The sequence below is a fragment of the Myxococcus sp. AM011 genome (assembly GCF_013372595.1).
GTDB lineage: Bacteria > Myxococcota > Myxococcia > Myxococcales > Myxococcaceae > Myxococcus > Myxococcus eversor.
Genome location: NZ_JABXEM010000025.1, coordinates 18317 through 33649 on the forward strand (window position 1 = coordinate 18317; position 15333 = coordinate 33649).

Consider the following 15333-nt stretch of genomic DNA (forward strand, 5'->3'; position numbering starts at 1 on the left):
GCCCACGGACGTGAGCGAGGGGCTGGTGCGTTCATGGCACTTGCCCTAGCGTCGACCCACCATTCCCTTGGGGGGTCGAACGCCATGAATCAACCCCAGCTCCTCGCCAGTCTGACGCGGTACATCGCCGAAGAGATTCTCGAAGGTGACGCGGAGGACCTCCTGCCCTCCACCCCGCTGCTCGAGCTGGGCATCCTGAACTCGCTCGAGACAGCCCGAATGATGACCTTCATCGAAAAGCAGTACGGCATCACCGTGCCCGCCGACGCGATGCGGGTCGAGAACCTCTCGACGCTGTCCGCAATCGCAGACATGGTCTACGCCTGCGCCCAGACCCAGCCGTCGTAGCGTCACCGCGCGGCTGTCAGCCTCTTGTCTTCTGGCCCTCCAGCAGCGCACGGACCTGCTCGTCCGTGAGCTGCTCGAGCAGGTCGAGCTTCCCCGCGAGCGCTTCGAGGTCCTCCCCCGGCACGTCGGGCTTCGCCGCAGGCGTCGCGGGTCTATCAAACCAGTACCGACTGCGTTGGAAGCAGCTCGTCGGGAGCACCACCTTGTCGTGCGGTTGGTCTCGATAGAACTCCGACCACGCGACTTCGGCTCCCGAAGCCACGAGGCCCGCGAGGCTCTCAAGGAGCGCTGTCCTGTCATCGTCCGGAGCGCGCAGGCTGGGGAACCAGGACCGCTCGGACGTGGGACGAACGCGCTTTCCCAGGGCCGTCCAGCCCGCCCCTGGGCCCACGTCCAGATATCCATCCACACCCTGCCCGGCCAACGCGTCCAGCGCGGCGACCCATTGAACGGGAGTTCCCGAGGGCCCTCGCCAGGACTCCGCTCCCGGGGACTCCACTCCCTTTCCCGTGAGCACGGACAGCCACGGGACACGGGGCCGCTCGTGCACTTTCGAGCGCGCCGCCGCTGCTACGGCCTCGCGTGCCGCGCTCCAGGCCGTCGTGGTGATGGCGTGAGGCGTGTCTCGCAATCTGGCGCGGCTCCCCTGCTGGAGCAGCTCCGCCTGCACTGCTTCGATGGCGGCACGCGCTCCAGAGAGGACTCCGTTCCCCTCACCGTCGAGCCCCAGCAGGCACACTTCCGGGAACCGCTGGAGCAACTCCGAGAGGTGCTCTGGCCGCTCGATGGTCAGCTCGGAGCCTGGAGCAGCACGCTCTAGCTGCTCGCCCAGCGTCGCCACGAGCTTCATCCCCTCTTCCCAGGAGAGCACACCCGCGGCACAGGCCGCCGCGTACTCCCCCGCGCCGACGCCCACCACCGCCGACGGCGCGACGCCCCACGCCCGCCACAGATGCACCAAGCCACACTGCACCGCGTACATCCCCGGAAGCGAGTGGCCCGGTGCCGGTGCGCGTGAAGCCGCGCCTCGCGCGAGGAAGAGCGCTGGGACGAGTGGACGGCCCAGCGCGACCTCACAGCGCAGGACCGCTTCCCGGAAGACAGGCTCGGACTCGAAGAGTCTCCGCCCCCAACCCTGCCAGTCCTGTTCCCAACCCCCGAACAAGAACGCCAAGCGGGGCCGCTGCCTCCCGGAGCCAGCCCATACGCCGGGAGTCTCCTCCCCTTGCACGAAGCCCGTGAGCCGTTGGCGGGCCTCTTCGTCGCTCGACGCCATGACGGCGACCCGGTGGGGAAATGCGACCCGGCCCGTGTTGGCCGTGAAGCAGACGTCGGGGAACGAAGGCCGGTGCGCCGCCTCTGTCGAGAAGTGCTCCACGTAGCGCCTCGCCAGGTCCTGAAGTGCTGGCGCGGAGCGGGCCGATAGCAGCAGGAGCTGCCGTGTCGAAGCGACGTCCGCCGGTGTGGCTTCGACGAGCGGAGCCTCTTCGATGAGGACGTGCGCGTTCGTCCCGTTGAAGCCGAACGCAGTCACCCCGGCGATTCGCCGCTTCGACCCTCGCGCCCAGCGCCTCCGCTCCCTGGGCACGACGACGGGCAGCGCATCCCAGCGGATGTTGGGATTGGGCGTCTCCAGGTTCAGGTGCGCGGGGATCTCCTCGTGCTGAAGCGCGAGGACGACCTTGATGATGCCCGCCACGCCCGCGGCGCCCTCGGTATGACCGATGTTGGTCTTCACGGAGCCGACGACCACCGGGTCCTCCCGCGAATGCGCGGGCCCGAAGACGCGGCCCAGCGCCTCCATCTCGATGGGGTCCCCGATGGCCGTGCCGGTGCCGTGCGCCTCCAGGTAGCCCACCTGCTCGGGCTCCACGCCTCCGGACTTCAGGGCCGCGCGCATCACCTTCGCCAGCGCGTTGCCGTTGGGGACCGTCAGCCCGCTCGACTGACCGCTGTGATTGGTCGCCGAGCCTCTCAACAACGCCAGAATCGGATCCCTGTCCGCGACCGCATCCGACAGTCGCTTGAGCGCGAGCATCCCGCAGCCCTCGCCTCGCACGAAGCCATCCGCCGAAGCGTCGAACGTGCTGCAACGCCCCTTCACGGAGAGCATGCGCATCGCGCAGTTCACCACGGACGTGAGCGGCGACAGGATGAGGCTGATGCCGCCGGCAAGGGCCAGGTCACACTCGCGGGTCCGCAGGCTCTGACAGGCCAGGTGCACGGTCACCAGTGACGACGAGCAGGCCGCGTCCACGGCCATCGTCGGACCCTGCAGCCCCAGGCTGTAGGCCAGTCTCCCGGCCGCGACGCTCAACCCCGAACCAGAAGCAGTGTGGAGATCGATCTGCGTCGCATCCGTCATCAGGTGCGAGAAGTCCTCGTTCATCATCCCGACGAAGACCCCGGTGGAGCTGCCCTTGAGGTCCGTCGCCGAGAGGCCCGCGCGCTCCAGCGCCTCCCAGGTGACTTCCAGGAGCAGCCGCTGGTGTGGGTCCATCCGGGCCGCTTCGCGAGGGGAGATGCCGAAGAACTGGGGGTCGAAGTCCTCCACTCCTCGAACGAAGGCACCGTGCCGCGTGTACATCTTCCCCGGCGCCCCCGGCGTCGGGTCGTAGTACTCGTCGACATCCCAGCGCGAAGACGGAATGGGAGCGATGGCGTCCCTCCCCTCCCGCAACAACTCCCAGAAGGCCTCCGGGGTGTCCGCGCCTCCTGGGAACCGCAGACCCATTCCAATGATGGCGATGGGCTCGCTCAGCGCCAGCGCCAGCTTCGACTCGAGCTTGCGAGCCAGCAGCGCCAGCTTGAGCGGCGGCAGGTCGGAGATGCGGGGAGTGGAATCCGTCGTCATGGTGTCCTCGCGAAGGTCGACTCAGCGGCGACGGCGCAGCAGGTCCTGGACGTCGCCATCGGCCAGGTCGTCCACGTCGGACAAGAGCGCTTCCAGGTCCTGGTCCTCGACGACCTCTCTGGAGGGAGCGGCTTCCTCCCGGAGGCCCAGCACCTCCACCGCCAGATGGTCCACGAGCGCGTGGACAGTGGGGTTGTCGAAGGCAACTGTCGCTGACAACGAGACGCCCAGGCTTCGCTGGAGGACGTTGCGAAGCTCCACGGACATCAGCGAGTCCATGCCCAGATCGAAGAAGCCCTGGCCCGGGTCCAACGCCTCCGTCAGCGGCCGTCCCAGCACGCCGTTCACCAGGCCCCCCACGTGCGCGCGCAATTCAGCGCGGCGCTCGGCGGGAGGGAAACGCGCCAGCTTCGCCCGGAGGTCTTCGCTCGCGGCCGGACTCGCCTCCGTGATGAAGCCCTCGTACAACGTGGAGCGGCCCCGCCGCCCGAGCACGGCCCAGTCCACTGGCAGGATTCCAAGCTGTCCCCCCAGTCCCAGAGCCTGCTCGAACACCTGCAACCCGTCCGCCGGAGGAATCACGCCGAAGCCCAGTTGCTCCATGCGCCGCTGGAGTTGCGCGTCAGCGGCGGCGCCCACCTCGGCCCAGGCGCCCCAGTCGAGGCTCAAGCCGGGCAGCCCCACGGAACGACGCAGGTGGGCCAGTGAGTCCAGGAACGCATTGGCGGCCACGTAGTTCGCCTGACCGGCGGAGCCAATCATCGAAGCCGCCGAGGAGAAGAGGACGAAGAAGTCGAGCGATGCCCCCTGGAACACGCGGTGCAGATTCCATCCGCCGGAGACCTTGGCGGCGAACACGCTGGCGAAGCGCTCGGGAGTCATCTGCATCAGCAACCCGTCGTCGATGACGCCCGCGGCATGCACCACGCCACGGATGGGCGGCTGCCGTCCCTCGAGCCCACCCAACGCGCGCTCCAACTCGGAGGCCACGGACACGTCGCAGGCGAGCGTCTGGACATCCACGCCCCGCTCCACCAGCACCGCCAGCCGCGCGCGCGCCTCCACGCTCGGGGCCTTGCGTCCGAGCAGGACGAGATGTCGCGCCCCTCGCTCCACCAGTCGCTCCGCCACGGCGAGCCCCAACCCACCGAGCCCTCCCGTGACGAGGTAGCTCGCATCCGGACGCAGCGAGGCTTCGGGCTCGCCGCTCGACAACTTCAGCCGACGGCTGCGCACCAGTCGAGGCACGCGGCGACTGTTGCCCCGTAGGGCCACCTCCTCCTCCATGCTCGCGCCGAGGAGCTCGTCGTGGAGCTGTTCCACCTCGTGCTCCGGAGCATTCGAGTCCAGGTCCACGCGGCGGCACTGAAGCTCCGGATGTTCGCGCGCAATCGCCTTCCCGAGCCCCCAGAGAACGGCTCCGGCCGGACCGGAGACCGACTCTCCCTCCACGGCGGCCTGCGTCCCGCGCGTCACCAGCCAGAGCGATGTCGTCGTCCCCTTCGGGACTCGCACGAGGGCCTGGACCAGCTCCAGCACCCGCGTGCCGTGCGCCAGGGCCGCCCCGGGCACCTCGGTCCCCGTGCCCGTACCGTCCAGGCTCCAGAGGTCGATGACATGCACCGGCGCCCCGGCTTCGCGCATCGCGAGGAGCGCTTCGGCCCGCTCACGGTCGAGGCCATGGCCCCGCGCGCCAGCGTCCACCGTCACCACACGCCAGCCACGCCCCTGAAGGCGCTCCGCGAGACGACGTCCCACCCCTGTCCCATCCGTGAGGATGAGGCAGCGGGGAACGACCTCCGCGTTGAGAGAGAGCCCCTCGGACGAAGCCCTGGACGACGCCACCGACGGACCGTCCCGCCACTCCAGCTCATAGAGCCAGTTCTGCAAGCGCTTGCTCCTTGCTCCCAGGAATCCCTCGCGGCCGACACGCTGGAGTCTCAGCCGCTCCACGACCGCCACGAGGTCGCCCTCCTCGTTGAACAACTCCAGGTCACACGTGTAGCCGGGCCCCTTCGAGTCCTCGCCACGCGTCATCCGCGCGTGAGCCCAGACCTCACGGACACCCGCCACCCGCACCTGGACTCTTCCGACTCCGACGGGGAGCCAGGCGGCGTCCCCCTCCTCCTCCAGGACGGCACCCACCATCTGGAAGCAGGCATCCAGGAGCGCGGGCGCGAGGACATAGCGCTCCGCATCCGCCAGGGCCGCACCGGACAGGGCGAGCTTGCCCAGGACCTCGCTCCCACCGCGCCACAGTCCCCGAATCGCGCGGAAGCTGGGGCCATAGGCGAGGCCCGCGCGGCCCAGCTTCTCGTAATAGCCATCCACGGCCACTTCGGTGTCGAGCGCGGTCCGGAGCGCCTGGACGTCGACACGTCCTCCCGACTCTCGCGCCGCAGCGGAGAGCTTGCCGTGGGCATGCAGGGTCCATGACGGCTCGGCTTCGCCGCCGTGCGCCTCCTGGCTGAAGATCTCGAACCTCCCCGCGCGCTCACCCTCGGGCGTGTAGAGCAGGTGCACGCGGCGCTCCCCTTCATCGGGAAGGAAGAGGGGCTGGGAGAAGCCGAGCTCGTCGACGACACCTCCCTCCGCGCCGAAGAGCGCCAGGCCCGCGGCGAGCCCCATCTCCACGTAGGCCGCGCCCGGCACGACGACCTGCCCGTAGACGGCATGGTCCCGGAGGAAGGCCGGCGTCGCGGGCCCCAACGAGGACTCGAACTGTTGCACCCGGGCCGGCGAGGCCTGTCGATTCCCCAGGAGCGGGTGGACGCCCGCGGCGCTCCGGGCGCGCACGCCCTGACGATCCCAACCCGTGCCAGCCAGCTCCATCCAGTGCCTCTTCCGCTGGAAGGGGTATCCCGGCAGCGCGACCTTGCGCCGCTCCCGCCCCTCGTCCAGCCCGTGCCACTTCACCGTCGCACCCGCCCCGTAGAGGGCAGCGAGCCCCTCCAACATCTGACGCCAGTCCGAGCGCTCTGGCCGCAGGCTCGCCACCCAGAGCGTCCCCTCCCCCGCGACACACTCCTGTCCCATCGCCGCGAGGGTCGGCTTGGGCCCCACTTCCAGGAAGGCCGTGACTCCAGCCCTGCTCAGCGTCTCCATGCTCCGTGCGAACCTCACGGGCCCTCGGAGCTGCTCCACCCAGTACCGGGGTTCCATCAGCTCCGGACCCGCCTCGTGGCCGCTCACGTTGGAGATGAGCGGGATGGCCGGTGGCTGAAGCCGGACCTTGGCCACCTCGCGCGAATACGCGTCGAGGATGGGGTCCATCAGGGCCGAATGGAATGCGTGGGACACCCGCAGCGGAGAGCCGCGCTTGCCCCGCTTGTTCAGCTCGCCAAGGCAGTCACTCACCGCGCCCTCGCGGCCCGAGATGACGACGCTGCGCGGACCATTGAGCGCCGCGATGGAGACCTGTCCCGCGTACCGGGGCAGCAACTCCTCCACCAGCGCCGGGTCCGCGGAGACAGCGGCCATCGCGCCCCCCGAGGGAAGCGACTGCATCAGTCGAGCGCGCGCGGCGACGAGTTGGAGTCCCTCCTCCAGCGTGAAGACGTCGGCCACGCACGCCGCCACCAGCTCACCGACCGAGTGCCCCATCACGAAGTCCGGGACGATGCCCCACGCCATCCACGTCCGTGCCAGCGCGTACTCGAGCGCGAACAGCGCCGGCTGCGTGTTGCCAGTCGCATCCAGTCGCGCGCGGGCGAGGTCGTCGCGCGCGGACGGGTACAGCAGCTCCAGGAGCGACTGTCCCATCAGGGGCGCCAACACCTCGTCACAGCGCAGCAGCGTCTGACGGAAGACGGGCTCGGTCCGGAAGAGCTCCTCTCCCATCCCGAGCCGCTGCGAGCCCTGCCCCGTGAACAGGAAGGCGATGCGCGGCGCGCCCCCGACACGCGGCACCGGCGGCGGCGCGTCACGTCCCGCGAGGAACGTCTGGAGCTGCTCGCGCAGGCCCTCCCGCGTCTCCCCGAGGACGGCGAGGCGGTGCTGGAAGTGGGTGCGCCCGGTGTTCGCGGTGAAGCAGATGTCCTCCAGTGGCTGGGCGGCCAGCTCGGCTCCACCGAGGGCCTCCTCGTAGCGCAGCGCGAGCGCACCCAGCGCCTCCTGACTCCGGGCCGACAACGCCAGGAGGTGGACGGGCCTCGGGAACGCCTCCGGTGCCCTGGGCGGCTCGGGCGGCGCTTGCTCGACGAGGACATGGGCGTTGACGCCGCTGAGCCCGAACCCGCTGGTTCCCGCGACCCGGGGCCCCGCGGGCCACGCCGTCAGTTGCGTGGGAATCCGGAGCCGCAGCTGGTCCCAGTCGATGGCCGGGCTGGGATGACGGAAATGGAGATGCGGCGGAATCTCGCCGTGGCGCAGCGACAGCGCGACCTTGATGAGGCCCGCGGCGCCGGCGGCGGACTCCAGGTGGCCCAGGTTCGTCTTCACCGAGCCGACGATGAGCGGCTCCTCCGCGCTTCGCCCCACACCGAGCACCGCATCGAGGGCCCGCAGCTCGATGGGGTCTCCCAGCGGTGTCCCCGTCCCATGCGCTTCCACGTAGCGCACGTCCGAAGGCGAAAGGCCCGCGGACTTCAGCGCCTTGCGCAAGAGCTTCTCCTGCGCGGGACCGTGGGGCACCGTCAGGCCCCCGCTGGGCCCGTCATGGTTCACCGCCGAGCCCCGGATGACGGCGTGGATGCGGTCCTTGTCCCGCAGCGCGTCCGAGAGCCGCTTGAGCACCAGGACGCCGCATCCCTCGCCACGCCCGTACCCGTTGGCGGACGCATCGAAGGTCTTCGAGCGCCCATCCGGCGCCAGCGCCCGCATCTTGGACAGGACGATGTTGTTGTCCGGATGCAGGATGAGATTCACGCCCCCGGCCAGCGCCAGCGAGCACTCGCCCTGGCGCAATGCCTGACATGCGAGGTGGGCCGAGACGAGCGCGGAGGAGCACGCCGTCGCGACCACCATGGACGGGCCCTGCAATCCCAATACATACGAGACGCGTCCCGCCGAGAAGCTCAGCTCGTTCCCGGTCCCCATGTAGGGGAGGTCCCGGGTCGGCAGCGCGTTGAAGGGGACGCGCCCGTAGTCGCTGCTGAGGAAGCCGACGTACACCCCCGTGTCGCTTCCGGCCAGCGAGCCCGGCGCAATCCCAGCGTCCTCCAGGGACTCCCAGGCGACCTCCAGCATCAACCGCTGCTGGGGGTCGACGTAGCTCGCCTCGCGGGGCGACAGCCCGAAGAACTCGCAGTCGAACGCGGCGATGGGCTGTGAGAGGAAGCCCCCCTCGCGGACGGTCATCTTCCACGCGGCGTCGGGGTCCTCGGCGTAATAGGCCCCCGCGTCCCAGCGGTCCGCGGGCACCGGCCCCACCGCGTCGACTCCCGCGCGAAGCAGCTCCCAATACCGCCCCGGGGTGTCCGCCCCCCCGGGGAAGCGGCACCCCATGCCGATGATGGCGATGGGCTCCGAGCGCGCATGCTCCAGGCCCTCCACCCTCGCCCGGAGGGTCTTGATGGCCAGGGCCGCTCGCTGCAGGGGCGTCATCTCCTCCGGTGGGGAGGACGTCGAGTCGTTGGACATCGCCGGGGCCTAGTGGGAGGAGGCGACGCGCTGCGCGGGGCCCGGGCTCACGGCGGGCGTGGCCCCCAGACGGGACCAGTCGAGCTTGCCCAACTGCGCGGCCATCTTCAGGTCGATGATGCGCTGGCGCTCCGTCCGGTCGAGCACGAGGCTCAGGTGTCGAGCGCCCTCGTGGATGACCCAGCCCCACTCCATGAACCGCGCGAGCATCACCTCGAGGTCCGCCTCCGCCAGTGGGCCCCCCTCGCGCCCCTCGTTCACCTTCGCGAGCGCGGCCCGAGGGCTCTGGATGGAGTCCAGGGCCTTCAACAGCCGGATGCCATCCGGCGATATCTCCGTCTCCCGCGACGTCCCGTCCCGCGTGTCCAGCACGTGGGACACACCGTGGACGGTCTTCAACTCCAGCGTCACGCCCCGGCTGAACCCGTCGCGCCACTCCTCGGTCCGCTTCAACGTGTCCTGGAGGTAGACCATCGGGTCGATGTCGCCCTCGAGGTCGTAGTCGAAGTAGTAGGCGATGCGCCGGCGCTCCTCGGCGGGCAGCGCGGCGTAGACATAGTCATACGCCCACTTCTGGCGCACGTTCTTGAGGTTGTATTTCTCGGGCGTCTTCCAATACGGCGCGAAGCGGTCCATGCGGATGCGCCCGCATCCTCCGGGCGGAGGCAGATGGACCAGGGAGGGAATCAGCCGGGCCATCTCCGCGTACTCCTCGGGCGCCTCGCCCGGGAACCCGAAGAGGATGTTCCAGTTGACGTTGATGTCGAACTCCTCGCACCACTTGATGAGCTGGATGTTCTGCAGGCGCGTGGTGCCTTTGTCCATCAGCTCCAGGATGGGCGTGCTCAGGCTCTCGATGCCGGGCTGCAATTCGGTGACGCCCCCGGCGACCATCAGCTCCAACTGGTCCTTCCGGAGGTTGCTCTTCGTCTCATAGAACATCGTGATTTCATCCCCCTGCTCGATGAGCGCGGGGAACACCGACTTGATGTATTTCAGGTCCAGGATGTTGTCGGCCATCATGAAGAAGTTGAAGCCGTAGCGCCCCGCCAGCGTGCGCAGCTCTTTGACGAAGAGACCCGGGTTCTTGCTCCGGTACGCCATGCCGGAGCCGTTGAGGCCGCAGAAGGTGCAGTGCGATTTGGCCCCCCACCAGCAGCCCCGAGACGACTCCGCCGTCAGGTTGGCGCGCTTGGCCATCGGCATGTCCTTGATGGCCTCGAAGTAGTGGTCGAAGTCCGGCATCGGCAGCGAGTCCATGTCCTCAATCTGCGGCGCGGCCACGTAGCGGGGCTGGGGGCGTCCTCCCTTGCGCTCCAGTACGTTCTTGACCAGGTCGACGATGACGCCTTCGCCCTCTCCGGACACGACGTGGTCCATGAAGGGGAAGTTGTCCGCGAGCGCCTTGCCCATGTCGGCCTCGCAGTTGGCGCCCCCCATGATGAGCGTCAGCTCCTCGCGCGGGAGCAGCCGGCGCAGCTCCTTCGCCAGCGCGAGCGAGGCGACGCTCTGCTGGAAAGTCGAGGTGAAGCCGATGACGCGCGGCTTGTCCTTGAGGATCTCCTGGGCCCACTGTCTGACGATGCGAGGACTGTCTTCACGCAGCGCGCGAATCAGCTCGCGGGCGCGACCCCAGTGCAACGCCTGCTCACGCCGGGCTCCGCCCGAGGTGGCGCCCTCCGTGTGCTGCTTCACCTCCAGCAGCGGCGTCAGGAGATCCGCGTACTCCTCCCAGTTCGAGGCCGCGTCTCCCCACAGCGCCGGAGCGAAGACCATCTCTCCCAGCAGCAGGTCGGGAGAGGCCGGCAGGAAGGCCATCTCCCCCGCGAGGATCTCCGGAGGCGTGGCATAGGAGAGGTAGTAGTAGAGCTCCCAGCCAATCTGTCGCATGAACTGGACGTTGAGGTAGCTGACATCCGCCTGGATGCCACTATTGCGCAGCACGCCTATCAGCGTGCTCACCCCCAGCGCGGGCTGGTGTTCGGGGAGGAAGGGAGCGACGACGAAGCGGACCTGAACGGAATCACCAGACACATTCCACTCCTTTGCAAGACTCAACGCAGGGCTTCGTAGAGAGAACCCGACAGCTCACCAACGCTCTTGCCCCCCAGCAGCTCCTGGAGGGGAAACTCGACCCGCAGCTCCGCGTGCAGCAGCTTCTTGAGCTCCACGCCCATCAATGAGTCGAGCCCGAGCTCGTGCAACGTCTGCTCGGACTCCGGGAGTTGGGTGGCCCCCAGCTCCAGGACCTTCGCCACCCGCTCGCTGAACCACTCGAGCACCGCGCTCCGCCCGTCCTCCGCGGAACCTCCGCGCACGCGCCGCAGCAGCTCGCGACGACGTTCGGCATCCGCACGGCCCGAGCCGGCATCCCCGCCGAAGTCCGCGAACAACGGCGGGGGTCCGTCACCTGGAAGGCCCCCGAGGAAGGTGGGCCAGTGGATGGGCATCACCCCCACCACCGCCGGCACCGGCCCGAACACCTGCTCCAGGATGGCGAACGCCTGCTGCGTCGGCACCATGCCCACGCCCCGCTTGCGCATGCGCGCGTCCAGCGCCGCCGCGGCCTCGTCTCCCGGCTGTGCCCAGGCGCCCCAGCTCGAACTCTGCCCGGGCAGGCCCAGGGAGCGCCGATACTCGGCGAGTCCGTCCAGGAAAGCCGTGGCCGCCAGGTGGTTGCCCTGGCCCGATGCCCCCATCAACGACGTGGAGGAGGACAGCGAGAGGAAGAAGTCCAGCGGCGTACCCGCGAGCCACCGGTGCAGGTTCCAGGCGCCGGAGACCTTCGCCGCGAACACCCGGCCCAGTCGCTCCCTCGTCTGGTGCACGAGGATGCCGTCATCCACCTCGGTGGCGGCGTGGATGATGCCTCGGAGCGGCGGCATGCTCTTCGAGATGCCCGCCATCACGAAGTCGAGGTCCGAGTCCACGGACACGCCCGCGAGCGAGATGATCGCCGCGCCCCGGCCGCGCATCTCCCGCACCTCCTCCGCGGACACGTCGCTGGCCCGCTTGCGCCCCAGGAGCACCAGGTTGCGCGCCCCCCGTTCGACCATCCACCGCGCCACCTGGAGGCCCAGGCCGCCCAGGCCCCCTGTCACCAGATAGGTGGCGTCCGCTCGGAGCTGGAGGTGGCCCGCGCCCTCCCAGTCCCACTGTCGGTGCCTCGCCAGTCGCAGCACGTGGCGGCGCCCTTCGCGCAGCAGGACCTGGTCCTCTTCGTCGCGAGAGCGCAGCTCCGTCCACAGCGCCTGTGCGCCCTCTTCCAGTCCACGCTGGGGATCCACGTCGACCCGGCGGCAGTCGAGCTCCGGGTGCTCATAGGCAATCGCCTTCCCCACGCCCCAGAGCGGAGCACCCAGCAGGCCCGGCAGGCCTCCCGCGTCCTCCGCGCGCTGGGCTCCTCGCGTGACAATCCAGAGCGAAGGCGAAGCCGGGTGGCTCGCGCCCGCCTTGAGCAGCGCCTGGGTGAGGTACAGGATGCCGCCACACGCATCGAGCGTCTCGTCCTGGAGTTGAGAGACGGTCAGTCCCTCGGGCTCCGGAACATCGAGGCCCCACAGGTAGACGACGTGGGAAGGCACGGTCCCCGCGGCGGACAGCGCCTCCGTCAGCCGGAGGAAGGACTCCGGGTTCCGGATGGGCACCTCGTAGCCACCGTCTTCGTTCTGTCGGAACACCTCGCCCCGCTGGACGAAGGTGCAGCGGCCCCCCGCGGCATCCACACTCCTCGCGAGCGCTCCGCCCAGCCCTCCCTTGTCGGCGAAGACAAGACAGTGCCCTGGCGGCGAGGGGACCTCCTCCAGGCGTGGACCGCTCGCGACGGGCCTCCACCTCGGCGCATACAGCCACGTGTGCGGGAGGTCGGCGTAGCGAGGAACCGTCATCAAGCGCTCGCGGTTCAGCGCCTCCACCTGCCGTGGCTCCAGCTCACTCCGCTTCTCCGCGGTCAGCAGCAGATACGCCGCCGCGCCTCCCCGGAGCAGACCTCCCATCACCTCGTACGCCCGGGCCGCCTCCGTACGCGCATCCTCGTGGCCCCAACCGAGCTGCGACAGCCGCGCGTCCATCTCCGGCTCGTGGAGGAAGTTCCCCGCCTCACGGGCCGCATCCACGCAGTCCACGACGAGGAAGCCGTTCGTGGTGAGCCAGCCGACCAGCTCCTCCAGGAGGGGCAAGGACAGCCGCTCGACGTGCGGCAGCGACAGGCCCGTCTTCAGGAACACGTCCCCGAGGACCAGCCGCCCACCCTCGCGGACCTTCTTCCCCAAGGCGGCAAAGAGCGAGGCGCGCTCCTCCGGATGGCGGAGGGCCTCCAGTCCGAAGGCGACATCGAAGCCCGCCTCCAGTCCCTCGGAATCCAGCCCGCCCGTCACGACCTGGATGCGCCCTTCCAACGAGCGGGTACGCACGCGCTCGCGGGCCGCCTCCACGTCCTGGGGCGAGGACGCATGACCGATGATTTGAAATGTCCCGGGCCGCCGGGCCAGCGCCACCCACTCCCGGCCGTCACCGCCCCCGAAGCCGAGGACCCGCGCGCAGGTGGTGAGGTCCACGGCCCTGAACAACGCCCCGCGCAGGTCGCGGTGCGCGTCCTCCAGGAGCCGGGACTGCTCATCCGTCCGCGAGCCCCGCGCCGCCAACAACCAGGAGAACGACGGAGCGACCTCCGGTAGCAGCGCCAGCGTCGCGAAGTCCTCCGTCCCCTCCTGGAGCACCTCGCGCATGGAAGGACGCGGGCCCGGCGCGCGAGGGGCCGGAGCCCGTGGCCCCTTCAGCGCCAGCTCCAGCAACGCCCGCCGCTCGGGCGAAAGCGCGGCGAGTCGCTCCGCGAGGATACGTCCCTGTCCGTCCTGCTCCATGAGACCGCCTCTCGACGACACCTCACCCGTGGCGGGACAGCGCCCACCCTCGTGGCGAGGAAAACCGTGGATGTACGACGCGGATGACCCGGACTAGGTGGGCTTGATTCTCTCTGGGCCGGTGGGCCCGGGGCGGCTGCCCGGCCCCGCTTCCGTGCTCCTGGCGCTTCCCGCGACGCCGTGTGTGGGATTGCCCGGGGCGCTGGCGTGGTCGTGCGCCGGAGGTTCGTGGGGGGGAGCGCCCTTGGACGCGCGGAGCTTCGCGCTGGCCTCATCCATCAACTGCTTGATGGTCATCATGCGGGGGCTGAGCGGTGCCCCCGCCTGGATCGCCGAGTCGATGTGCTCCAGTTCGTGAATCTGCGCCTGGAGCAGGTGGGAGACCGCCTGCAGCACGTCCCTCTTCGCGCGGAAGAGCTGCTGGATGAAGCCTTTTCCTCCTGGAATCACGGCGTCGACGACCTCGGCGACCTTGGCCCCTTCCTCGGGCTGGGTCTCGAGCCGGAAGAAGCCCTTCGGCAAACGCTTTTTCTGCCAGGTCATTTTCAAACCCTCTCTTTCTTGAACTCAACGACAAGTTTGTCGCCATCCATGCTCGCCCCGACAGTGGCGAGCGGCGCAACCATCCTGGGGAGCAGGAGATTGCGGCGGAAGGCACCTACCTGGATGACGAGCTCCGCCTCGCGCCGGGAGAGAGTGACCTCTTCCTTGCTCACGAAGGGCAGCTTGACCTCCAGCCTGTACACATCCACGGCATCCTTTCCAATCCCATGCGCGGAATGGATGACCATGAGTCGCGACGGGTCTTCGCCTCGATAGAGCAGCGTCGAGAAGGCCTCGAGCGTCCCCTCTCCCACGACCTCCCCTGCCTGGAGTGCAATCCCTGTCACGGGGATGGGGCCGACGAGGCGCTGGAGGTTTTCGACAGCGGGGTGCCGCTCCAGGACCTCGTCCGTCCCCGCCGGCACGAGGCGATTGAGGACGATACCATCCAGGGCAATGCCTTGCAGGCTGAACGCCGTGCAGGCGCGCCTCGTGGCCTGCTCGGCCCGGCTGTCATGGGTGGTCACCAGCCGCAGGGTCGTCACGGTGGGGTCGCGCAGCAGCGCGCCCACGTCCATCAGCTTGTCACTGGCCCCGTGGAGCACGTCGGGGTTCGTGCGCGAGGGCCTCGCCCTCCGAGCACTCTGCTCCGGTGCCCTCGACCTGCGCGCATACCAGCTCACGGCGTCCGCGCCGCCGACGAAGCGCAGCGCGTCCCCCGTGCCAGGCCCATCAATGATGATGAACTCGTACGTCCGCGCACGAAGGTAATCGCCGAGCACGAGGAGCGCCAGCAGCGCGTCCAGCCCCGGGGTGAGCGCCACCTCCTCCGCCGTCACGTCCTCCAGCCCACCGCCCAGGAGCGCGGCCACTTCGCCACGGCCTTCGCTCCAGCGGCGCTGAAGCTCCGATGGGACATCCAACTCCTGGAGGTGCAGATGGTCATTGAGGCGAACGGGCAGGCCGCTGGCCCCCGGGAGCACCGGCACCTCCAGGCCAAAGGAGGCACTCAAGTCCCGGGTCGAGTCGAAGGAGAGGACCAGCGTGCGCAGGCCCCGACGCGAGGCCGCCAGGCCCGTCGTCGCCGCCACCGTCGTCTTGCCCACGCCGCCGCTTCCCGAGACAAGGAGGATCCGGGTCATCTCA

7 protein-coding genes are annotated in these 15333 nt (G+C 69.4%); 1 reads left to right on the forward strand and 6 read right to left on the reverse strand.

Features of this window, described 5'->3' with window-relative positions; all coding sequences use genetic code 11:
• Nucleotides 1-84: 84 nt before the first annotated feature.
• Complete coding sequence (locus HUW62_RS07510; protein ID WP_163864663.1) at nt 85-348, forward strand: acyl carrier protein; 264 nt, start codon at nt 85-87, stop codon at nt 346-348.
• A 16-nt stretch (nt 349-364) separates the two neighbouring features.
• Here the strand turns inward: HUW62_RS07510 and HUW62_RS07515 are convergent, their stop codons facing one another.
• The 6 genes from HUW62_RS07515 to HUW62_RS07540 all read right to left on the reverse strand — a co-directional run bounded on the left by HUW62_RS07515 (nt 365) and on the right by HUW62_RS07540 (nt 15329).
• Nucleotides 365-3202 carry a type I polyketide synthase gene (locus HUW62_RS07515; RefSeq protein ID WP_176434011.1) on the reverse strand — a complete coding sequence of 946 codons (2838 nt, stop codon included), beginning with the start codon at nt 3200-3202 and terminating at the stop codon, nt 365-367.
• 21 nt (nt 3203-3223) lie between these two features.
• Nucleotides 3224-8782, reverse strand: a complete 5559-nt coding sequence (locus HUW62_RS07520; protein ID WP_163864661.1) for a type I polyketide synthase — start codon at nt 8780-8782, stop codon at nt 3224-3226.
• A 9-nt stretch (nt 8783-8791) separates the two neighbouring features.
• Nucleotides 8792-10816, reverse strand: a complete 2025-nt coding sequence (locus HUW62_RS07525; protein WP_163864660.1) for a RiPP maturation radical SAM C-methyltransferase — start codon at nt 10814-10816, stop codon at nt 8792-8794.
• Nucleotides 10817-10836: 20 nt separating this feature from the next.
• Nucleotides 10837-13644: an SDR family NAD(P)-dependent oxidoreductase gene (locus HUW62_RS07530; RefSeq protein ID WP_176434012.1), complete on the reverse strand. Its 2808-nt coding sequence runs from the start codon at nt 13642-13644 to the stop codon at nt 10837-10839.
• Nucleotides 13645-13737: 93 nt separating this feature from the next.
• Nucleotides 13738-14187 carry a hypothetical protein gene (locus tag HUW62_RS07535; protein WP_163864658.1) on the reverse strand — a complete coding sequence of 150 codons (450 nt, stop codon included), beginning with the start codon at nt 14185-14187 and terminating at the stop codon, nt 13738-13740.
• Between the two features lie 2 nt (nt 14188-14189).
• Nucleotides 14190-15329: an ArsA family ATPase gene (locus HUW62_RS07540; RefSeq protein WP_176434013.1), complete on the reverse strand. Its 1140-nt coding sequence runs from the start codon at nt 15327-15329 to the stop codon at nt 14190-14192.
• Nucleotides 15330-15333 lie beyond the last annotated feature (4 nt).